A 20,278-nucleotide genomic window follows, 5' to 3' on the forward strand; every position below is an offset into this window, starting at 1 on the left:
TGTTGACGGTGTGATACGTGCCGCACCGGAGAAACCCGACCCCGCACCGGTGACGCCACCGCCGCCGCGTAAAGTACAGGGCTGCTACAGCTCGCCGTTCCGGCATTAATCAGGAGAGAGACTCGTGACCACTGTGACCATACAGCAGGCCTTTGAGGCCTGTCAGACGAACAAAAATACCTGGCTGAAACGTAAAGCCGAACTGGCAGACCTTGAACGGGAATACCGTGAACAGCTCCTTGCCGGTGACGAACAAATCCCGCGCAGAATGCAGGATTTGCGCGACAATATCGACGTGAAAAAATGGGAGATTAATCAGGCCGCCGGTCGTTATATCCGCTCACATGAGAAAGTGCAGCACATCAGCATCCGCAACCGGCTCCATGACTTTATGCAGCAGCACGGCGCGGAGCTGGCCGCCACGCTGGCACCTGAGCTGATGGGGTATAACGAACAGCTTCCCGCAGTAAAACAGAGCGCCATGCAGCACTCGGTTGATTATCTGCGTGAAGCCCTGTCGGTATGGCTGGCCGCAGGTGAAAAAATTAATTATTCCGCGCAGGACAGCGATATTTTAACGGCCATCGGATTCAGGCCTGATGCGGCTTCGCGGGATGATAATCGCGAGAAATTCACCCCGGCACAGAACCTGATTTACACCCGCCGACGTGCAGAACTGGCCGCACGGTAGCACGCAAAAAAATCCCCGAAAATTCCGCTATTTTTGCCGAAAAAAGCCATGCATCCATAAGGTGCATGGTTTTGCATGCAAATCCCCGTATTTTTTATCCCACGCAACACCAGTACCGGCGCGGCCTGAGGCCGTTCATGCACCTGCATTAAAAGCGACCTCTTAAGCGGGCAGGCGTGGCGGGGAGAGCATTGCGCGCCAGTGGTAATCACTGCATCGATAATATTTCGCCTTTAATCCTAAAGATTAACGGCATGGGAAAAGCATTAAGTAAACCATAGAGCTAACGATTACAATTAAATTCATATGTTTTATCACCCGTCTTTAAAAGAACAATTTTTAAGAGATAAAATTAATTTTAACATCACACAATACTTAATCATTTTAAAATTTAAACATACTTTAAAAACAGAAGGAAATGAAAAAACAAAATAACGATAAGAAAAAGTAAGTGATGGAGAAGTAATCGCTAGAATAACAATGTAAAAAAGAGGCGCTTAATACGCCTCTTTAGATTTACAAAATATCATGCATTAACTCAAAATGGTGTTTTATGGACATTTTCTTGATATATGCTAAGTTGGTTCTTCCCCCTGGAGTATTATAAATATCAACCAGTTCTCTACAAGCAGTTGACCAATTAAGTATGTCAGGCCGCTGAGAACTAAGGAAAGCATCCAATTTCTCCAAAGCTTCATCAATTAAAATAGCAACATCTTCAACTACAACTCTAGGGTCTGAAAGGAAGTGATGGACTTGAATTTCTGTTCTATCAATGTTCTCGTAAGTGATGTGGATTACAGCCGTTATGGCTTGCCCCCCACCTTCTGCGAAATGATTTCCAACAATAGAAAAATCACCAAACCCATTAAAACCTAGCTGCCTATAATTTAAATGTAAGTCAGAGAAAAATTCAATAATATTATTTGCATATCCGGCGTTGGTTTGGGTACGATTTAAACCATCACGAATTAATACTTTAGATGTGGAATTGAAATTTGAAATATATATTGCGCTGCATGTGCCATCAATAAAGATATTATCTTTAAATAAATTATCTGAAGATTCTAATTGAAGAAGCTGCTGTGTATTAGCATAGCGGCCATTATGAATGATTGATTTTTTTTGACTTTGATAAATATAAAAAAAACTAGTCAATTGTGATGAACTAGTTGTATCGTCAACAATGTAACCTAACTCGATTTGAGGATTTATTTCAATTGCACCATTAATTAACGTTTCAGAAGCTCTCTCATTACCTTCAAGCTCCCCACATTTAGGATTAACAATCAAAATAACTCTCGCATTGTTATCACGAGCATCTCTTAAACAACTGTATAAATCCCTATCACTCTCTCTAACTGGTTCAATAATAGCAACCATATTTTTTTGAACGATCTTTGTCAGGCAAGACCTAACAGCTAGTAGTTCATATTGTTTTGCTCTTAAATAACAGTAATACATGCTGTGATTCCTTATCAGTTAACATAATGTTTCTGTCATGTTTTCCCTAAGTGTCATTAAGTTTTTTTGATTCAATCGCAAATTTAATAATGTTGCTAACAGCGATTGCGGGAGAGAAAGAAAATAGTCCTTTTCAAACCCCTCAAGCTCTCTTGCTGTTAATAACTTTAGCATTTCCTTATGCGCTTTTTTGGTATCCAATTCTAAAAAAAGATTTCTACATTGTTCTTTAACATCCGCGGCCCTTCCAAAAGGTTTTATCCCTGTAACACTTTCATAAAAGAACATATATTCTGAGGGTTTAAAACAATTGAACATTTTATCTTTGGAAAAGTACTCTAGATTCGAAGTAGCTAATCGCTCATAGTTTAGAGCATTCTTTCCGTTTAGAGTGATAATCCCTGTAGTCTCATGAGCTACTTTCATTGCCTGATTTAGTTTTTCAGCGGGGACGACCATGTACACAAACTCAAACACATCTTTGTATACAGACAGTTGGTCATCTAATCTTTCAAAAGAATCTAATTCTGTCTTTATTTCATACGCAGTTGACGTATCGTTAAATATTGCAACATCAGCTATGCATCCATTTATTTTAAACTCATTAACATAGCTAACTTTGTTAAATCTATGAAACCCTTTGACTATTTTTTTCGCAATTTCATTCTTGTAAACATATTCGTTTCTGTATTTCTTCTTCAGAAGCAAATATAATTCATCATAAATTTTCGCTATGGACTTATCAGTTGAGCTATACGCAGGGCAATTATCCATAACGATACTTCTGAACAGCTCAGACCTATTTTTTTTTGCTATTTCCAAAACCACATTACGACTAAATATTTTACTTATAGCCTGATAATTCATTTTCCGTTCTGCCAAAAAATCAAGTACTGTTTAAATAACCAATACTATGGAGGAATCCCCCATGCTTAAAAACAAACTTAAATATGATAAAAACAAGTCATTTTGTCAAACAGTAATTATTTCATCATAAAAAAGCACTAAATATCAATCAGTAACCGCAAAAAAATACTTAACTGATTGTTTTATAATTGTTTAGCAAACTCATAAGGGGTAACATCATACCCTTGTCGATTAATATCTAGATAATCAGCCCACCACTGAACCATCAATCGGCGCTCATCCAAATGCTCAGATGTGTGAATATATGCAGCACGTACATTATTCCGCTCTGAATGGCTTAACTGACGTTCTATAGCGTCATCGCTCCATAACCCCGACTCCCCCAACGCACCGCGCGCCATCGTCCTAAACCCATGTCCGCAGACCTCGGTTTTCGTGTCATAGCCCATCGCACGCAATGCGCTGTTTACCGTGTTTTCACTCATAACCTTAGTAGCGTCATGATCCCCCGGAAAAAGTAACTCTTTATCACCACTAATCTGCCTAAGCTGCTCTAACAAAATCATCGCCTGCCGACTAAGCGGAACGATATGCTCCTCTTTCATCTTCATGCCACGATACGAATAACGCACCCCCTTAATTTCTTCTCTTTTTGCAGGTACGCGCCAAAGAGATTTATCGAAGTCGAACTCATCCCAACGCGCGAAACGTAACTCACTGGAACGTACAAAAGTTAGTAATGAAAGCTCGACCGCGATCCGTGTCATTACACGACCACGATATGCAGCAAGACGGGTAAGAAACTCAGGAAAACGGCTTGAGGGTAAAGCTGGATAGTGTCGCGCTTTGGTTGTCGATAACGCACCAGCCATATCACTGGCTGGATTAGAGTCTATATAATCGTTCTGTACGGCGTAACGCATTATGGCCGTGACACGCTGTTGCAGGCGCTGAGCAACATCATGCTTACCTGTAGCATCAACTTTTTTAATCGGAGCTAATAGGTGGCTGGTTTTGAGCTGGCGAATGTCGGACGAACCGATATGAGGGAAGATATAAAGCTCAAGATAGCGAAGAACACGCGATCGATGGTCTTCACTCCAGCGCTTGTTACTTGCATGCCATTCACGAGCAATGGTTTCGAACGTATATGCCCCCGAATTCTCGGCCTGAGCTTCTTTCTGTTCGGCTTTTGGGTCAATGCCCTGAACTAACAGCTTTTTAGCTTCGTCGCGCTTTGCTCTTGCCTGAGCAAGAGTCACTGTAGGCCAAACACCAAAAGCGAGGCGATCTTCTTTTTTGTCTGAGGGGCGTCGGTATTTCATGCGCCAGTATTTAGACCCCTTGGCCGAAACCTCGAGATACAAACCGCCGCCATCGGCCATTTTGTAGCTTTTGTCTTTTGGCTTTGCAGCCTCGACTTGTCTGGCGTTGAGCTTCATTTGGGGGCACATTTCTAATCGAAGTTAAGATGCCCCCAATTATGCCCCCAATGACATCCGGATTTCAACGGACAACCTCGGACGACTCAGGACGTAAAAATCGCTGCAAGCGTTGATTTTTAAGGGATAATTGGACTTTCTCGGATGGTCTTGGAAGTACTAATGGTGCCGAAGGCCGGACTCGAACCGGCACGTATTTCTACGGTTGATTTTGAATCAACTGCGTCTACCGATTTCGCCACTCCGGCACGGAAGGGATGCGGAAAACGTTGTGGATTATACCTGTCGTGCGCCACCATGCAAGCGCCAGCGTGTACCTGATGCGCTAAGTGTTGAAAATTTCAGCATTACCTTTCGTACCTGCAACCAGCATCACGGTTTAGCCCATGCAACCATCACCCTAATCCCCCCTTCTGCGAAGCACCCTATTTCCCCATGCTCTACACTTCCTGTTCAACACCACACTGAGGGAAACACGATGTCGATGATAAAAAGCTACGCCGCAAAAGAGGCGGGCAGCGAACTCGAACTCTATGAATATGATGCGGGCGAGCTAAAGCCGGAAGATGTCGAAGTACAGGTCGAATACTGCGGTATCTGCCATTCTGATTTGTCGATGATCGACAACGAATGGGGGTTCTCTCAGTATCCGCTGGTTGCCGGGCATGAGGTGATTGGTCGCGTGGCGGCGCTCGGCAGTGCGGCGCAGGATAAAGGTCTGAAGGTTGGCCAGCGCGTCGGCATCGGCTGGACGGCACGCAGCTGCGGGCACTGCGATGCCTGTATCAGCGGTAATCAGATTAACTGCCTGGAAGGTGCCGTTCCCACGATCCTCAATCGCGGCGGCTTTGCCGAGAAGCTGCGCGCAGACTGGCAGTGGGTGATCCCGCTACCGGAGAGCATCGATTATGCGGCAGCGGGTCCGCTGCTGTGCGGCGGCATCACAGTGTTCAAACCGCTGCTGATGCACCACATCACCGCCACCAGCCGCGTCGGGGTGATTGGTATCGGCGGCCTGGGGCATATCGCCATTAAGCTGTTACACGCGATGGGGTGCGAAGTCACCGCGTTCAGCTCCAACCCAGCGAAAGAACAGGAAGTGCTGGCGATGGGGGCCGATAAAGTGGTTAACAGCCGCGATCCGGATGCACTGAACGCGCTGGCGGGCCAGTTCGATCTCATCATTAATACGGTTAACGTCGATCTCGACTGGCAGCCCTATTTTGAAGCGCTGGCCTACGGCGGTAACTTCCATACCGTCGGCGCGGTGCTGAAGCCGCTGCCGGTGCCGGCGTTTACTTTAATTGCCGGCGATCGCAGCGTCTCCGGTTCGGCAACCGGCACGCCGTTCGAACTGCGCAAGCTGATGAAGTTTGCCGGGCGCAGCAAGGTGTCACCTACCACCGAGCAGTACCCGATGTCGAAAATCAATGAAGCTATCCAGCATGTACGCGACGGCAAAGCCCGTTACCGCGTGGTGCTGAAAGCCGACTTCTGATGCCGGGCTCAGTCCCGCAAGGGGCTGAGCTTATTGCCCATGACGAAACGCGAGCACCGCCTGACGGCACTGTTCCGTCACATGCTCAATGTCGTGGTTTACGTCGATGCGGGCAATATCGCGTTCATCGTCCTGCGGACACTCCAGCGCGTCGAACTGACTTTTGAGCAACCCCACCGGCATAAAATGCCCTGCCCGACGCTGCATGCGCGCCAGAATAGTCTCGTAATCGCCATCCAGCCACAAAAAATGCACATTCGGGCTGCCCTGCCGCAATATATCGCGATACTGTTTTTTTAATGACGAGCAGACAATAAATCCGGTTTCATTCTTTTTATACAGGCTGTATGACGCGTCATTTAACCGTTCTAACCACGGCAGCCGGTCTTCATCAGTTAATGGAATACCTTCCGACATTTTATCAATATTTTTGGCGGGATGGAGATCGTCACCATCTATGAATTTAGCGGATAATACGGCGGCAACTTTGCTGCCAATGAGTGATTTACCGCTACCAGAAACGCCCATCAAAATATAACTTTCCCCAGCCATCTAAAAAACTCCAGATTCATATTCCATGGCGCGATATTACGCCTTGCTGATGGGGGAATTCACGCTTTTTCAGTACCACTGAGCAGATTTATAAGGCGCATCACGTTATGCGTAACATTGTAGTGTAACAATTTTCCAGCGTGATCTTCATCACAAATAATAACAATTAAAACCGTTTAAATGCTGCCGAGGTTACTACCTGACCAGTGAGGAATTTATGCAAGTCAAAACCCAATCCTGCGTTGTCGCGGGTAAGAAAGCTGTTGCCATTACCGACCAAAATATTGAATGGAATAATAAAGGAACGTTAGTGCAAATTACCCGCGGGGGAATTTGTGGTTCCGATTTACATTATTATCAGGAAGGCAAAGTCGGTAATTTTACCGTTAAAGCACCAATGATTTTAGGCCATGAAGTTATTGGTAAAGTGGTCCAGAGTGATTCACCTGAATTACATGAAGGTCAGTCGGTGGCGATTAACCCGTCGAAGCCCTGCGGCCACTGCAAATACTGTCTGCAGCATGAAGAAAACCAGTGTACGGAAATGCGATTTTTTGGCAGCGCCATGTATTTTCCCCATGTTGACGGCGGCTTTACCCGGTTTAAAACCGTCGATACCGCGCAGTGCATCCCCTACCCGCAGCAGGCCGATGAAAAAGTCATGGCCTTTGCCGAACCGCTGGCGGTAGCAATCCACGCCGCGCATGAAGCGGGCGACCTGCAGGGTAAACGCGTGTTTATCTCCGGCGTTGGGCCAATTGGCTGTCTGATCGTCAGCGCAGTGAAAACGCTCGGCGCAGCAGAAATCGTCTGTGCAGACGTCAGCCCGCGTTCGCTTTCGCTGGCGCAACAGATGGGCGCAGACACGCTGATTAATCCGCAACAAGACTCGCTCGACGCGTGGAAAAAAGAGAAAGGCTATTTTGACGTCAGCTTCGAAGTCTCCGGCCATCCTTCCTCAATCACCACCTGTCTGGAAGTCACCCGCGCGAAAGGCGTGATGGTGCAGGTCGGCATGGGCGGCGCGGTACCGGACTTCCCGATGATGATGCTGATCGGCAAAGAGATCGCGCTCAAAGGCTCGTTCCGCTTTACCACCGAGTTCAACACCGCGGTGTCGTGGCTGGCGAATAACGTTATCGATCCGCTGCCGTTACTCAGCGCCGAATATCCGTTTACCGACCTTGAACAGGCGCTGATCTTCGCCGGGGATAAAACCCAGGCGGCGAAAGTCCAGCTCGTTTTTGAAGACATAAAATAAGGAATAGCATGATGAACGATCTTTTTTCACTGGATGGCAAAAATATTCTGATCACCGGTTCGGCGCAGGGTATTGGTTATTTACTGGCAACCGGGCTGGGCAAATATGGCGCGCAGATCATCGTCAATGATATTACGCCGGAACGCGCTGAAGCCGCCGTGGCAAAACTGCAGCAGGAAGGGATCCGCGCCGTTGCCGCGCCTTTCAATGTTACGCATAAACAGGATATCGACGCCGCCATTGACCATATCGAAAAAGATATTGGCCCGATTGATGTGTTGGTGAATAACGCCGGTATTCAGCGCCGTCATCCGTTCACCGAGTTCCCGGAACAGGACTGGAACGACGTGATTGCGGTGAACCAGACGGCGGTGTTCCTGGTCTCGCAGGCGGTCACTCGTCGCATGGTGGAACGCCAGGCCGGGAAAGTCATCAACATCTGCTCCATGCAGAGCGAACTGGGTCGCGACACCATCACGCCATATGCCGCCTCAAAAGGGGCGGTGAAAATGCTCACCCGCGGGATGTGCGTTGAGCTGGCGCGCCACAATATCCAGGTCAACGGCATCGCGCCGGGCTACTTCAAAACCGAGATGACCAAAGCGCTGGTCGAAGACGAAGCCTTCACCGCCTGGCTGTGCAAACGGACGCCTGCCGCACGCTGGGGCGATCCTCAGGAGCTAATTGGTGCGGCGGTTTTCCTCTCGTCCAAAGCATCCGATTTTGTTAACGGACACCTGTTGTTTGTCGATGGCGGCATGCTGGTCGCCGTCTGATACAACACAACGCAACATCACGCAGCGCCCTGGCGCTGCATTTTTGGCACACCACTCTACATAATTTATAAGAGAAAAGATTATGCCATTAATTATTATTGCGGCAGGCGTCGCGCTGCTCCTGGTCCTGATGATTGGCTTTAAAGTTAACGGCTTTATTGCTCTGGTCCTGGTAGCGGCGGTCGTCGGTTTTGCCGAAGGGATGGATGCCCAGGCCGTTCTGCACTCAATACAAAATGGGATCGGCGGTACGCTCGGCGGGCTGGCGATGATCCTCGGGTTCGGCGCCATGCTCGGAAAGTTAATCTCTGATACCGGCGCAGCCCAGCGCATCGCCACTACGCTGATTGGCACGTTCGGTAAAAAACGCGTGCAGTGGGCGCTGGTCATTACCGGGCTGGTCGTCGGTCTGGCGATGTTCTTCGAAGTCGGTTTTGTTCTGCTGCTGCCGCTGGTGTTTACGGTGGTGGCCTCATCCGGACTGCCGCTGCTGTACGTCGGCGTGCCGATGGTGGCGGCGCTGTCCGTGACCCACTGTTTTCTGCCGCCTCATCCGGGACCAACGGCGATTGCCACGATCTTCGAGGCCAACCTTGGCACCACGCTGCTGTACGGCTTTATCATTACTATCCCGACGGTGATTGTCGCCGGGCCGCTGTTCTCCAAGCTGCTGACCCGCTTTGAGAAAGCGCCGCCGGAAGGCTTATTTAACCCTCACTTGTTCACCGAAGAAGAGATGCCGTCGTTCTGGAACAGTATCTTTGCCGCGGTTATCCCGGTCATACTGATGGCGGTCGCCGCAGTGTGCGAAATTACGCTACCGAAGACCAACAGCGTGCGGGTGTTCTTTGAGTTTATCGGTAACCCTGCTGTCGCCTTGTTTATTGCCATCGTCCTCGCCATTTTCACCCTTGGCCGTCGTAACGGACGTACGATCGAGCAAATAATGGATATCATTGGCGACTCTATCGGTGCCATCGCCATGATTGTGTTTATCATCGCCGGCGGTGGGGCGTTTAAGCAGGTGTTGGTCGACAGCGGCGTGGGCCAGTATATTTCGCACCTGATGACCGGTACCTCACTCTCTCCGCTGTTGATGTGCTGGACGGTCGCGGCGTTGCTGCGCATCGCGCTCGGTTCAGCCACCGTGGCGGCGATTACTACCGCGGGCGTGGTGCTGCCGATTATTAACGTCACCCATGCCGATCCAGCGCTGATGGTACTGGCAACCGGTGCGGGCAGCGTGATTGCTTCCCACGTTAACGATCCGGGATTCTGGCTGTTTAAAGGCTATTTTAATCTCACCGTCGGCGAAACGTTGCGCACCTGGACGGTCATGGAAACGTTGATTTCCATTATGGGACTCCTTGGGGTTCTGGCGCTTAACGCCATTCTGCATTAGTTCGGCATTACCGGGGAGCACAAGTCTGCGCTCCCCGGCTCAGGAGAGAAGATGAGGAACCACAGAATTTCTTTGCAAGATATCGCCACCCTGGCGGGTGTGACCAAAATGACGGTGAGCCGCTACATCCGCTCGCCGAAAAAAGTCGCAAAGGAAACCGGCGAGCGCATCGCGCAGATTATGGAGGAGATTAACTACATCCCCAACCGCGCGCCGGCAATGCTGTTGAACGCGCAAAGCTATACGCTCGGCGTGCTGATCCCCTCGTTTCAAAACCAGCTGTTTGCCGACATTCTGGCGGGGATTGAATCCGTGACCTCGGACCATAACTATCAGACGCTGATCGCCAACTACAATTACGATCGGGAGTCCGAGGAAGAGTCGGTTATCAACCTGCTGTCGTACAACATCGACGGCATTATTCTTTCCGAGAAATATCACACTTTACGTACCGTGAAGTTTCTGCGTTCAGCGACTATTCCGGTAGTTGAGCTGATGGATATCCAGGGCGATCGTCTGGATATGGAGGTGGGATTCGATAACCGCCAGGCGGCGTTTGATATGGTCAGCACCATGCTGGATAAACGCCCGCGCCACAAAATCCTGTATCTGGGTTCGAAAGACGACGTCCGTGACGAGCAGCGCTATCGCGGCTATTGCGATGCCATGACCCGCCGGGGTCTGGAACCGCTGCGCGTGAATCCGCGTGCTATCTCCTCCATCCATCTCGGTACCCAGATGATGCGTGACGCGCTGGCTGCGCACCCGGATGTAGACGGCGTGTTCTGTACCAACGACGATATTGCGATGGGCGCGCTGCTGCTGTGCCGCGAGCGCGATCTGGCGGTGCCGGAGCAGATCTCGATTGCCGGATTCCACGGACTGGAAATGGGCAGGCAGATGATCCCAAGCCTCGCCAGCGTGATCACCCCGCGTTTCGACATTGGTCGCATGGCGGCGCAGATGTTGCTCAGTAAAATCAAGAACAACGACCATAACCACAACACTGTAGATTTGGGATATCAGATTTATCACGGCAATACGCTTTAAGTCATTTTATCTCCCCTGCGCATATTCTCTTTCATCGACATTGCCTATACTCCAGGCAGGATAAATGGAGGAAATCTCAATGAGCGCACCCCTGTTAATTGCCCGCACGCCGGACACCGAACTGTTTTTACTGCCTGGCATGGCCAACCGCCACGGGCTGATTACCGGCGCGACCGGGACCGGTAAAACCGTCACCTTGCAGAAGCTGGCCGAATCGCTGTCGGAGATCGGCGTGCCGGTGTTTATGGCCGATGTTAAAGGCGACTTAACCGGCGTAGCGCAGGCAGGACAGGCGTCTGAAAAGCTGCTGACCCGCCTGAACAACATCGGTATTACCGACTGGCAGCCGCATGATAATCCGGTCACGGTGTGGGATATCTTCGGTGAGAAAGGTCACCCGGTGCGCGCCACGGTATCGGATCTCGGCCCGCTGCTGCTGGCCCGCCTGCTGAACCTGAACGATGTGCAGTCCGGCGTGCTGGATATTATCTTCCGCATTGCCGATGACCAGGGGCTGTTGCTGCTCGATTTCAAAGACCTGCGGGCCATTACCCAGTACATCGGTGATAACGCCAAATCCTTCCAGAATCAGTACGGCAACATCAGCAGCGCCTCGGTCGGGGCTATCCAGCGCGGGCTGCTGTCGCTGGAGCAACAGGGCGCGGCGCACTTCTTTGGCGAGCCGATGCTGGATCTCAAAGACTGGATGCGCACCGACGCCAGCGGCAAGGGGATAATCAACATCCTTAGCGCAGAAAAACTGTACCAGATGCCCAAACTGTACGCCGCCAGCCTGCTATGGATGCTCTCCGAGCTGTACGAGCAGTTGCCGGAAGCGGGCGATCTGGAAAAACCCAAGCTGGTGTTCTTCTTCGACGAAGCCCATCTGTTGTTCAACGATGCCCCACAGGTATTGCTGGATAAAATCGAACAGGTGATCCGCCTTATCCGCTCGAAAGGCGTCGGCGTGTGGTTCGTGTCGCAAAACCCCGCCGATATTCCGGACAACGTGCTCGGTCAGTTGGGTAACCGCGTGCAGCACGCCCTGCGCGCATTCACACCCAAAGACCAGAAGGCGGTGAAAACCGCGGCACAAACCATGCGTGCCAATCCGGCATTTGATACCGAAAAAGCCATTCAGGAACTGGGGACCGGCGAGGCGCTAATCTCGTTCCTCGATGCCAAAGGCAGTCCGTCGGTAGTGGAGCGGGCGATGGTGATTGCGCCGTGCTCGCGCATGGGACCGGTAACCGACGATGAGCGCAACGGGCTGATTAATCACTCCGCGCTGTACGGCAAATATGAAGAAGAGGTTGACCGTGAGTCGGCCTATGAGCGCTTACAGCAAGGCGTGCAGGCCAGTACTGAGCAGCAAAACACACCTCCCGCCAACGGCAAAGCGGTCGCAGTGGACGACGGTATTCTCGGCGGGCTGAAGGATATCTTGTTTGGCAGCACCGGGCCGCGCGGCGGCAAGCGTGATGGTGTGGTGCAGAGCGTGGCAAAAAGCGCGGCGCGTCAGGTCACCAATCAGATTATTCGTGGCATGTTGGGAAGTTTGATGGGCGGAAGAAAACGCTAGTGCCTGTGTTACTTTGCCAGATAAGGCGTTAACGCCTTATCCGGCCTACGGGTCCTGAGTAGGCCGGATAAGCGCAGCGCCATCCGGCACTGCGTGTGACGTTGCCGGATGGCGGGCTGTAATTACGATTTACGCAGCATCAGCCACAGGCTTATCAGGAAGAAGCTGGCACTTGGCAGCAGCGCCCCGATAATCGGTGGAATACCGTATACCAGCGTCAGCGGGCCAAAGATCTGGTCCAGCACGTAGAACACGAAGCCGAAGCTAATCCCCGTCACTACACGCACGCCCATCGGCACACTACGCAGCGGGCCAAAGATGAACGACAGCGCCATCAGCATCATCACCGCCACGGACAGCGGCTGGAAGACTTTGCTCCACATGTTGAGCTGGTAGCGTCCGGCGTCCTGGCCGCTGGACTTCAGGTACTTCACGTAATTATGCAGACCGCTGATCGACAGCGCATCCGGATCCAGCGCCACGACACCGAGTTTGTCTGGCGTGAGATTGGTCTTCCAGGTGCCGCTCACGGTTTGTGAACCGGTAACCTGCTTCGGATCCTGCAGGTTGGACTCATCCACCTGCGACAGACGCCAGACCTTATTGTCTTTATCAAATTTGGCAGAAGCCGCATAGCGCACGGACTGCAAACGACGCTGGTCGTTAAAGGTATAAATACTGATGCCCCCTAACTCTTCGTCGCCCTTCACCCGCTCAATGTAGACAAAGCTGTCGCCGTCTTTCGCCCACAGCCCTTGCTGGGTAGACAGCAACGAGCCACCGTACATCTGCTGTGCACGGTAGTTACGCGCCATCTGTTCACCCTGCGGCGCAACCCATTCCCCGATAGCCATCGTCAACAGCACCAGCGGAATAGCGGTTTTCATCACCGACAGCGCAACCTGCATCCGGGTAAAACCAGACGCCTGCATCACCACCAGTTCACTACGCTGGGCCAGCATGCCCAATCCCAGCAGCGCGCCGAGCAGCGCCGCCATCGGGAAGAAGATCTGAATGTCTTTAGGGGCACTGAGCAGCGTATACAGCCCGGCCCCCATCGCGTCGTAGCTCCCCTGCCCGGCCTTTTTCAACTGGTCAACAAACTTGATGATGCCGGAGAGCGACACCAGCATGAACAACGTCATCATGATGGTGGTGAAAATGGTTTTACCGATATAGCGGTCAAGTACACCAAAGGGCTGCATTATACCGCTCCTTTACGCAGAAAACGGGCACGCAAGCGGCGCACAGGCACCGTATCCCACAGGTTAAGCGCAATCGCCAGAGCCAGATAACTCAGGTTAACCGTCCACATCCAGAACACTGGATCCAGTTTCCCTTTGCCGCCGTTCGACTTCAGTGAGGTCTGGATCAGGAAGAACATCAGATACAGCAGCATGGCGGGCAGCATCGACAGTACGCGTCCCTGACGTGGGTTCACCACGCTCAGCGGTACCACCATCAGCGCCATCATAAACACGGTGAATACCAACGTAATACGCCAGGTCAGCTCCGCACGGGCACGATCGGTGTCGGTGGTCCACAGCGTGTGCATACTCATCTGGTCGGTATCGTTCGGATCCAGCGCCACGGCCTGATGGCCGATAATCGCCTGATAGTCCTTGAAGTCGGTAATGCGGAAGTCACGCAGCAGCGCGGTCCCTTCAAAGCGCGTACCTTCGTTCAGCGACACCACCTGGGAGCCATCGCGCAGTTGCGTCAGATGTCCGGAATCGGCCACGACCACGGAAGGACGGGCGTTACCTTTAGGGCGGATCTGCGCGAGGAACACATCTTTGAAATTACTGCCATCGACGCTTTCGATAAACAGCACCGAGCTGCCGTTAGTGGCCTGCTGGAACTGTCCCTGCGCGAGTGCCGCCATGCCGGGGTTCGCTTTCGCTTCCGCCAGCACTTCGTCCTGATGCTTTGAAGACCAGGGCCCCGCCCACATCACATTGATCGCCGCAAAGATACTGGTAAACAGCGCCAGCACCATCGCCGCCTTCACCAGCACGGCCTTGCTCAGCCCGCAGGCATGCATCACCGTAATTTCACTTTCGGTGTACAGTTTGCCCAGCGTCATGAGCAGCCCGAGGAACAGGCTTAATGGCAAGATCAGTTGCGCCATTTCTGGCACGCCCAGCCCCAGCAGCGAGAGCACCAGATTTGCCGGGATGTCACCGTCAACCGCCGCACCGAGGATCCTGACCAGCTTTTGACAGAAGAAGATCAAAAGGAGGATGAAGAGGATCGCAAGTTGGCTTTTGAGCGTTTCCCGTACCAGATATCTTATGATTATCACTTTAAATACGCCCGTAAAAACTCGTCTTTTGCCGGAATTTAGCTTGTTTCATGGCTTAAACGTCATTTATTCTCTTGAGTCGTCGAAATCGTCGCTAAGATCATTATACTCAACGGATCCACCTCTCAGAAATTGTTCTGACGTGCCAATGCCGTAATAACGTTAAGATTAACACGAAGTCACCGCAACAGCGGGTATGAGTTACGAAAGCTTGCAATTCTATCCGTAGCCACCGCCGTTGTCTTTAAGATTCAGGAGCGTAGTGCATGGAGTTCAGTGTAAAAAGCGGTAGCCCGGAGAAACAGCGGAGTGCCTGCATCGTCGTGGGCGTCTTTGAACCACGCCGCCTCTCTCCGATTGCAGAGCAGCTCGATAAGATCAGCGACGGGTACATCAGCGCCCTGCTGCGTCGTGGCGAACTGGAAGGCAAACCGGGTCAGACCCTGTTGCTACACCACGTTCCTAACGTTCTGTCTGAGCGCATTCTTCTCATTGGTTGTGGCAAAGAGCGTGAGCTTGATGAGCGCCAGTACAAGCAGGTTATTCAGAAAACCATCAATACTCTGAATGATACCGGCTCCATGGAAGCCGTCTGCTTCCTGACCGAACTGCACGTTAAAGGCCGTAACAACTACTGGAAAGTGCGTCAGGCTGTCGAGACAGCACAAGAGACCCTCTACAGTTTTGATCAGTTGAAGACCAACAAAAGCGAGCCACGTCGCCCGCTGCGTAAAATGGTGTTCAACGTCCCTACCCGCCGTGAACTGACCAGCGGCGAGCGCGCCATTCAGCACGGCCTGGCGATTGCCGCCGGTATTAAAGCCGCGAAAGATCTCGGCAATATGCCGCCGAACATCTGTAACGCAGCGTACCTGGCTTCTCAGGCGCGTCAACTGGCCGACAGCTACAGCAAAAATGTCGTCACGCGCGTCATTGGCGAGCAGCAGATGAAAGAGCTGGGTATGCACTCCTATCTTGCCGTCGGCCAGGGTTCGCAGAACGAGTCCTTGATGTCGGTTATCGAGTACAAAGGCAACCCGTCAGAAGACGTGCGCCCGATTGTGCTGGTCGGTAAAGGGCTAACCTTTGACTCTGGCGGTATTTCCATCAAGCCTGCCGAAGGCATGGATGAAATGAAATACGACATGTGCGGCGCGGCGGCAGTGTACGGCGTGATGCGCATGGTGGCGGAACTTCAGTTACCCATCAACGTTGTCGGCGTGCTGGCGGGCTGTGAAAACATGCCAGGCGGGCGCGCGTATCGTCCGGGCGATGTGTTAACCACCATGTCCGGTCAGACTGTTGAAGTACTGAACACCGATGCCGAAGGCCGCCTGGTGCTGTGCGACGTGTTAACCTATGTCGAGCGTTTCGAACCTGAAGCGGTCATCGACGTCGCCACCCTGACCGGTGCCTGCGTGATTGCGCTGGGTCATCACATCACTGGCCTGATGTCGAACCACAACCCGCTGGCGCACGAGCTGATTGGCGCGTCCGAACAGGCGGGCGATCGCGCATGGCGTTTACCGCTGGGTGATGAGTTCCAGGAACAGCTGGAGTCCAACTTCGCAGATATGGCGAACATCGGCGGACGCCCTGGTGGCGCGATTACCGCTGGCTGCTTCCTGTCGCGCTTTACCCGTAAGTACAACTGGGCACACCTCGACATCGCGGGAACCGCCTGGCGTTCAGGAAAAGCCAAAGGTGCAACCGGTCGTCCGGTGGCGCTGCTGTCGCAGTTCCTGCTCAATCGCGCCGGGTTTAACGGCGAAGAGTAAGTTTGCTTGATTGCCGGATGGCGCCGCATACGCGTCTTATCCGGCCTACAGTGAGTATTTAACCGTAGGCCGGATAAGCGTAGCGCCATCCGGCTTTGCATTTAAATCCACAACAAGAAGCCCCATATTATGAGAAACGCAACGTTCTATCTTCTGGATAACGACACACAACAAGATGGCTTAAGCGCCGTTGAACAACTGGTGTGTGAAATTGCCGCAGAACGTTGGCGCGCGGGCAAGCGCGTACTGATCGCCTGTGAAGACGAAAAACAGGCTATTCGGCTGGATGAAGCGCTGTGGGCAAGACCGGCAGAAAGCTTCGTGCCGCATAATCTGGCGGGGGAAGGTCCGCGTGGCGGTGCTCCGGTCGAAATTGCCTGGCCAGAAAAACGCAACAGCAGCCCACGCGATCTGCTGATCAGTTTGCGCGTCGGCTTTGTAGATTTTGCCACCGCTTTCACAGAAGTGGTAGACTTCGTCCCTTATGAAGATTCTTTGAAACAATCGGCACGCGAGCGCTACAAAGCTTACCGCGTGGCTGGTTTTAACCTGAATACGGCAACCTGGAAATAATGGAAAAGACATACAACCCACAAGATATCGAACAGCCGCTTTACGAGCACTGGGAAAAGCAGGGCTATTTCAAACCTAACGGCGATGAAAGCAAAGAGTCCTTCTGCATCATGATCCCGCCGCCGAACGTCACCGGCAGTTTGCATATGGGTCATGCTTTCCAGCAAACCATCATGGACACCATGATCCGCTACCAGCGCATGCAGGGTAAAAACACCCTGTGGCAGGCCGGTACCGACCACGCGGGTATCGCCACCCAAATGGTGGTTGAGCGTAAGATTGCCGCTGAAGAAGGTAAAACCCGTCACGACTACGGTCGCGATGCGTTTATCGATAAAATCTGGCAGTGGAAAGCGGAATCCGGCGGTACCATTACCCGTCAGATGCGCCGTCTGGGCAACTCCGTGGACTGGGAGCGCGAGCGCTTCACCATGGACGAAGGTCTTTCCAATGCCGTGAAAGAAGTCTTTGTTCGCCTGTACAAAGAAGACCTGATTTACCGTGGCAAGCGCCTGGTAAACTGGGACCCGAAACTGCGCACCGCCATCTCCGATCTGGAAGTAGAAAACCGCGAGTCAAAAGGCTCAATGTGGCACATCCGCTATCCGCTGGCTGACGGCGCAAAAACCGCAGACGGGAAAGATTATCTGGTGGTCGCCACCACGCGTCCGGAAACCGTGCTGGGCGATACCGGTGTGGCCGTTAACCCGGAAGATCCGCGTTATAAAGACTTGATCGGCAAATTCGTTATCCTGCCGCTGGTTAACCGCCGTATTCCGATTGTTGGTGATGAACACGCCGATATGGAAAAAGGCACCGGCTGCGTGAAGATCACCCCGGCGCACGACTTTAACGACTATGAAGTCGGTAAACGTCACGGCCTGCCGATGATCAACATCCTGACCTTTGACGGCGACATCCGCGAAACCGCGGAGGTGTACGACACCAAAGGCGAAGAATCTGACGTCTATTCCAACGCGATCCCGGCTGAGTTCCAGAAGCTGGAGCGCTTTGCCGCACGTAAAGCGGTGGTTGCCGCTATCGACGCGCTGGGCCTGCTGGAAGAGATTAAACCGCACGACCTGACCGTACCTTACGGCGACCGTGGCGGCGTGGTTATCGAACCGATGCTGACCGACCAGTGGTACGTCCGTGCCGACGTGCTGGCGAAACCGGCGGTTGAAGCGGTGGAGAATGGCGACATTCAGTTCGTGCCGAAGCAGTACGAAAACATGTACTTCTCCTGGATGCGTGATATTCAGGACTGGTGTATCTCGCGTCAGCTGTGGTGGGGTCACCGCATCCCGGCATGGTATGACAACGACGGCAACGTCTATGTCGGCCGTACCGAAGACGAAGTGCGTCAGGAAAATAACCTCGGCGCCGACGTTCAGCTTCGTCAGGACGAAGACGTTCTCGACACCTGGTTCTCCTCCGCGCTGTGGACCTTCTCTACGCTGGGTTGGCCGGAAAACACCGACGCGCTGCGTCAGTTCCACCCAACCAGCGTGATGGTTTCTGGCTTCGACATCATCTTCTTCTGGATTGCCCGCATGATCATGATGACCATGCACTTCATCAAAGATGAAAACGGCAAGCCGCAGGTTCCGTTTAAGACGGTCTACATGACCGGTCTGATTCGTGACGACGAAGGCCAGAAGATGTCCAAGTCCAAGGGTAACGTTATCGACCCGCTGGATATGGTTGATGGTATTTCCCTGCCGGATCTGCTGGAGAAACGTACCGGCAACATGATGCAGCCGCAGCTGGCTGAGAAAATTGCTAAACGTACCGAGAAGCAGTTCCCGGACGGCATCGAGCCGCACGGTACCGACGCCCTGCGTTTCACCCTGGCGGCACTGGCCTCAACCGGTCGCGATATCAACTGGGATATGAAGCGTCTCGAAGGTTACCGTAACTTCTGTAACAAGCTGTGGAACGCCAGCCGCTTTGTGCTGATGAACACTGAAGAGCAGGATTGCGGCTTCAACGGCGGCGAAATGACCCTGTCTCTGGCGGACCGCTGGATCCTGGCTGAATTCAACCAGACCGTTAAAGCGTACCGCGAGGCACTGGATAACTTCCGCTTCGACATCGCTGCAGGCATTCTGTACGAGTTCACCTGGAACCAGTTCTGCGACTGGTATCTGGAGCTGACCAAGCCGGTAATGAACGGCGGTTCCGAGTCTGAACTGCGCGGTACCCGCCATACGCTGGTCACCGTGCTGGAAGGTCTGCTGCGCCTGGCGCACCCGATCATTCCGTTCATCACCGAAACCATCTGGCAGCGTGTGAAGGTCATTTGCGGTATTACCGCTGACACCATCATGCTGCAGCCGTTCCCGGAATACGACGCAGCGCAGGTTGATGAAGCCGCGTTGGCGGACACCGAGTGGCTGAAGCAGGCGATCGTTGCTATCCGTAACATCCGTGCGGAAATGAACATCGCGCCGGGCAAACCGCTTGAACTGTTACTGCGTGGTTGCAGCGAAGCCGCGATGCGTCGTGTGAACGACAACCGTAGCTTCCTGCTGAACTTGGCGCGTCTGGAAAGCATCACCGTGCTGCCTGCTGATGATAAAGGTCCGGTTTCCGTGACCAAAATTATCGACGGCGCCGAGCTGCTGATCCCGATGGCTGGCCTCATCAACAAAGAAGATGAGCTGGCGCGTCTGGCAAAAGAAGTGGCGAAAATCGACGGTGAGATTGCCCGTATCGAAGGCAAGCTCTCCAACGAAGGTTTCGTTGCGCGCGCACCGGAAGCGGTGATTGCTAAAGAGCGTGAGAAGCTGGAAGGTTACGCGGAAGCGAAAGCGAAGCTGATTGAACAGCAGGCGGTTATTGCCGCGCTGTAAAGCTGTTTGCCGGATGGAGCGACGCTTATCCGGCCTACAGGCACCGTCATCGTATGTCGGATAAGCGTAGCGCATCCGACACCGCAGACGATAAAAGCCTCTGACGCACTCCGCCCAGAGGCTTTTTATTGAATTATCCTCGCTTGCGCTTTCCCTCTCCGCAGTGGTATTAACTGCATATG

17 protein-coding genes, 1 tRNA gene and 1 pseudogene are annotated in these 20,278 nt (G+C 52.4%); 11 read left to right on the forward strand and 8 right to left on the reverse strand.

Annotated features, from left to right (window positions below; all coding sequences use genetic code 11):
- Together QNN86_RS22690 and QNN86_RS22695 are read left to right on the forward strand one after the other, a co-directional pair.
- A pseudogene (locus QNN86_RS22690) lies at nucleotides 1-109 on the forward strand (bacteriophage gene regulatory protein); the annotation flags it as partial.
- 15 nt (nucleotides 110-124) lie between these two features.
- Nucleotides 125-691, forward strand: coding sequence for a phage polarity suppression protein (locus tag QNN86_RS22695; protein WP_414212365.1), 567 nt, complete (start codon nucleotides 125-127; stop codon nucleotides 689-691).
- A gap of 516 nt (nucleotides 692-1,207) precedes the next feature.
- Here the strand turns inward: QNN86_RS22695 and QNN86_RS22700 are convergent.
- The 4 genes from QNN86_RS22700 to QNN86_RS22715 all read right to left on the reverse strand — a co-directional run bounded on the left by QNN86_RS22700 (nucleotide 1,208) and on the right by QNN86_RS22715 (nucleotide 4,712).
- Nucleotides 1,208-2,155 carry a sce7725 family protein gene (locus QNN86_RS22700; protein ID WP_414212366.1) on the reverse strand — a complete coding sequence of 316 codons (948 nt, stop codon included), beginning with the start codon at nucleotides 2,153-2,155 and terminating at the stop codon, nucleotides 1,208-1,210.
- Between the two features lie 18 nt (nucleotides 2,156-2,173).
- Nucleotides 2,174-3,022 carry a sce7726 family protein gene (locus QNN86_RS22705; protein WP_202216648.1) on the reverse strand — a complete coding sequence of 283 codons (849 nt, stop codon included), beginning with the start codon at nucleotides 3,020-3,022 and terminating at the stop codon, nucleotides 2,174-2,176.
- 182 nt (nucleotides 3,023-3,204) lie between these two features.
- Nucleotides 3,205-4,464, reverse strand: a complete 1,260-nt coding sequence (locus tag QNN86_RS22710; protein ID WP_414212367.1) for a tyrosine-type recombinase/integrase — start codon at nucleotides 4,462-4,464, stop codon at nucleotides 3,205-3,207.
- A 163-nt stretch (nucleotides 4,465-4,627) separates the two neighbouring features.
- A tRNA-Leu gene (locus tag QNN86_RS22715) sits at nucleotides 4,628-4,712 on the reverse strand.
- Between the two features lie 230 nt (nucleotides 4,713-4,942).
- On the opposite strand from QNN86_RS22715, the gene ahr reads away from it, so the two are divergent.
- Nucleotides 4,943-5,962 (forward strand): NADPH-dependent aldehyde reductase Ahr, encoded by a 1,020-nt coding sequence (ahr, locus tag QNN86_RS22720; protein ID WP_279277323.1) that lies wholly within the window; start codon nucleotides 4,943-4,945, stop codon nucleotides 5,960-5,962.
- A gap of 30 nt (nucleotides 5,963-5,992) precedes the next feature.
- Here ahr and idnK read toward each other — a convergent pair whose 3' ends face one another.
- Nucleotides 5,993-6,514 carry a gluconokinase gene (idnK, locus tag QNN86_RS22725; RefSeq protein WP_279277324.1) on the reverse strand — a complete coding sequence of 174 codons (522 nt, stop codon included), beginning with the start codon at nucleotides 6,512-6,514 and terminating at the stop codon, nucleotides 5,993-5,995.
- A 217-nt stretch (nucleotides 6,515-6,731) separates the two neighbouring features.
- On the opposite strand from idnK, the gene idnD reads away from it, so the two are divergent.
- The 5 genes from idnD (at nucleotide 6,732) to QNN86_RS22750 (ending at nucleotide 12,585) form a co-directional block, all read left to right on the forward strand.
- Complete coding sequence (gene idnD / locus QNN86_RS22730) at nucleotides 6,732-7,775, forward strand: L-idonate 5-dehydrogenase (protein WP_182270522.1); 1,044 nt, start codon at nucleotides 6,732-6,734, stop codon at nucleotides 7,773-7,775.
- 11 nt (nucleotides 7,776-7,786) lie between these two features.
- Nucleotides 7,787-8,551, forward strand: coding sequence for a gluconate 5-dehydrogenase (gene idnO, locus QNN86_RS22735; RefSeq protein WP_096758485.1), 765 nt, complete (start codon nucleotides 7,787-7,789; stop codon nucleotides 8,549-8,551).
- Nucleotides 8,552-8,633: 82 nt separating this feature from the next.
- Nucleotides 8,634-9,953: a gnt-II system L-idonate transporter gene (idnT, locus tag QNN86_RS22740; RefSeq protein WP_181629598.1), complete on the forward strand. Its 1,320-nt coding sequence runs from the start codon at nucleotides 8,634-8,636 to the stop codon at nucleotides 9,951-9,953.
- A gap of 51 nt (nucleotides 9,954-10,004) precedes the next feature.
- Nucleotides 10,005-11,003, forward strand: a complete 999-nt coding sequence (idnR, locus tag QNN86_RS22745; RefSeq protein ID WP_096758486.1) for a DNA-binding transcriptional regulator IdnR — start codon at nucleotides 10,005-10,007, stop codon at nucleotides 11,001-11,003.
- Between the two features lie 79 nt (nucleotides 11,004-11,082).
- On the forward strand, nucleotides 11,083-12,585 hold the full coding sequence (locus QNN86_RS22750) for a helicase HerA-like C-terminal domain-containing protein (protein WP_279277325.1): 1,503 nt from the start codon (nucleotides 11,083-11,085) through the stop codon (nucleotides 12,583-12,585).
- Between the two features lie 122 nt (nucleotides 12,586-12,707).
- On the opposite strand, the gene lptG is transcribed toward QNN86_RS22750, so the two are convergent.
- The 3 genes from lptG to QNN86_RS22765 form a co-directional block, all read right to left on the reverse strand.
- Nucleotides 12,708-13,790 (reverse strand): LPS export ABC transporter permease LptG, encoded by a 1,083-nt coding sequence (gene lptG / locus QNN86_RS22755; RefSeq protein ID WP_115259560.1) that lies wholly within the window; start codon nucleotides 13,788-13,790, stop codon nucleotides 12,708-12,710.
- Nucleotides 13,790-14,890: an LPS export ABC transporter permease LptF gene (lptF, locus tag QNN86_RS22760; protein ID WP_181618528.1), complete on the reverse strand. Its 1,101-nt coding sequence runs from the start codon at nucleotides 14,888-14,890 to the stop codon at nucleotides 13,790-13,792. Before lptF ends, lptG begins: the two co-directional genes overlap by 1 nt.
- Nucleotides 14,891-14,952: 62 nt before the next feature.
- A complete protein-coding gene (locus tag QNN86_RS22765) occupies nucleotides 14,953-15,003 on the reverse strand; it encodes a hypothetical protein (protein ID WP_212723231.1) in 51 nt (16 codons plus the stop codon).
- Between the two features lie 153 nt (nucleotides 15,004-15,156).
- Here QNN86_RS22765 and pepA point away from each other — a divergent pair, with 153 nt between their 5' ends.
- The 3 genes from pepA to QNN86_RS22780 all read left to right on the forward strand — a co-directional run bounded on the left by pepA (nucleotide 15,157) and on the right by QNN86_RS22780 (nucleotide 20,096).
- Nucleotides 15,157-16,668 carry a leucyl aminopeptidase gene (gene pepA / locus QNN86_RS22770; RefSeq protein ID WP_115259562.1) on the forward strand — a complete coding sequence of 504 codons (1,512 nt, stop codon included), beginning with the start codon at nucleotides 15,157-15,159 and terminating at the stop codon, nucleotides 16,666-16,668.
- Between the two features lie 129 nt (nucleotides 16,669-16,797).
- Nucleotides 16,798-17,241 carry a DNA polymerase III subunit chi gene (holC, locus tag QNN86_RS22775; protein ID WP_096758490.1) on the forward strand — a complete coding sequence of 148 codons (444 nt, stop codon included), beginning with the start codon at nucleotides 16,798-16,800 and terminating at the stop codon, nucleotides 17,239-17,241.
- On the forward strand, nucleotides 17,241-20,096 hold the full coding sequence (locus QNN86_RS22780) for a valine--tRNA ligase (RefSeq protein WP_181618527.1): 2,856 nt from the start codon (nucleotides 17,241-17,243) through the stop codon (nucleotides 20,094-20,096). The genes holC and QNN86_RS22780 overlap by 1 nt, the downstream gene beginning before the upstream one ends.
- Nucleotides 20,097-20,278: the final 182 nt, after the last annotated feature.

The sequence above is a fragment of the Citrobacter sp. C348 genome (genome assembly GCF_047467975.1).
GTDB classification, from domain to species: domain Bacteria; phylum Pseudomonadota; class Gammaproteobacteria; order Enterobacterales; family Enterobacteriaceae; genus Citrobacter; species Citrobacter gillenii.

Coding starts and splice junctions, on each gene's coding strand:
- QNN86_RS22700 (WP_414212366.1), bottom strand. CDS start 2,155: ATGTATTACTGTTATTTAAGAGCAAAACAATATGAACTACTAGCTGTT.
- QNN86_RS22705 (WP_202216648.1), bottom strand. CDS start 3,022: ATGAATTATCAGGCTATAAGTAAAATATTTAGTCGTAATGTGGTTTTG.
- QNN86_RS22710 (WP_414212367.1), bottom strand. CDS start 4,464: ATGAAGCTCAACGCCAGACAAGTCGAGGCTGCAAAGCCAAAAGACAAA.
- ahr (WP_279277323.1), top strand. CDS start 4,943: ATGTCGATGATAAAAAGCTACGCCGCAAAAGAGGCGGGCAGCGAACTC.
- idnK (WP_279277324.1), bottom strand. CDS start 6,514: ATGGCTGGGGAAAGTTATATTTTGATGGGCGTTTCTGGTAGCGGTAAA.
- idnD (WP_182270522.1), top strand. CDS start 6,732: ATGCAAGTCAAAACCCAATCCTGCGTTGTCGCGGGTAAGAAAGCTGTT.
- idnO (WP_096758485.1), top strand. CDS start 7,787: ATGAACGATCTTTTTTCACTGGATGGCAAAAATATTCTGATCACCGGT.
- idnT (WP_181629598.1), top strand. CDS start 8,634: ATGCCATTAATTATTATTGCGGCAGGCGTCGCGCTGCTCCTGGTCCTG.
- idnR (WP_096758486.1), top strand. CDS start 10,005: ATGAGGAACCACAGAATTTCTTTGCAAGATATCGCCACCCTGGCGGGT.
- QNN86_RS22750 (WP_279277325.1), top strand. CDS start 11,083: ATGAGCGCACCCCTGTTAATTGCCCGCACGCCGGACACCGAACTGTTT.
- lptG (WP_115259560.1), bottom strand. CDS start 13,790: ATGCAGCCCTTTGGTGTACTTGACCGCTATATCGGTAAAACCATTTTC.
- pepA (WP_115259562.1), top strand. CDS start 15,157: ATGGAGTTCAGTGTAAAAAGCGGTAGCCCGGAGAAACAGCGGAGTGCC.
- holC (WP_096758490.1), top strand. CDS start 16,798: ATGAGAAACGCAACGTTCTATCTTCTGGATAACGACACACAACAAGAT.
- QNN86_RS22780 (WP_181618527.1), top strand. CDS start 17,241: ATGGAAAAGACATACAACCCACAAGATATCGAACAGCCGCTTTACGAG.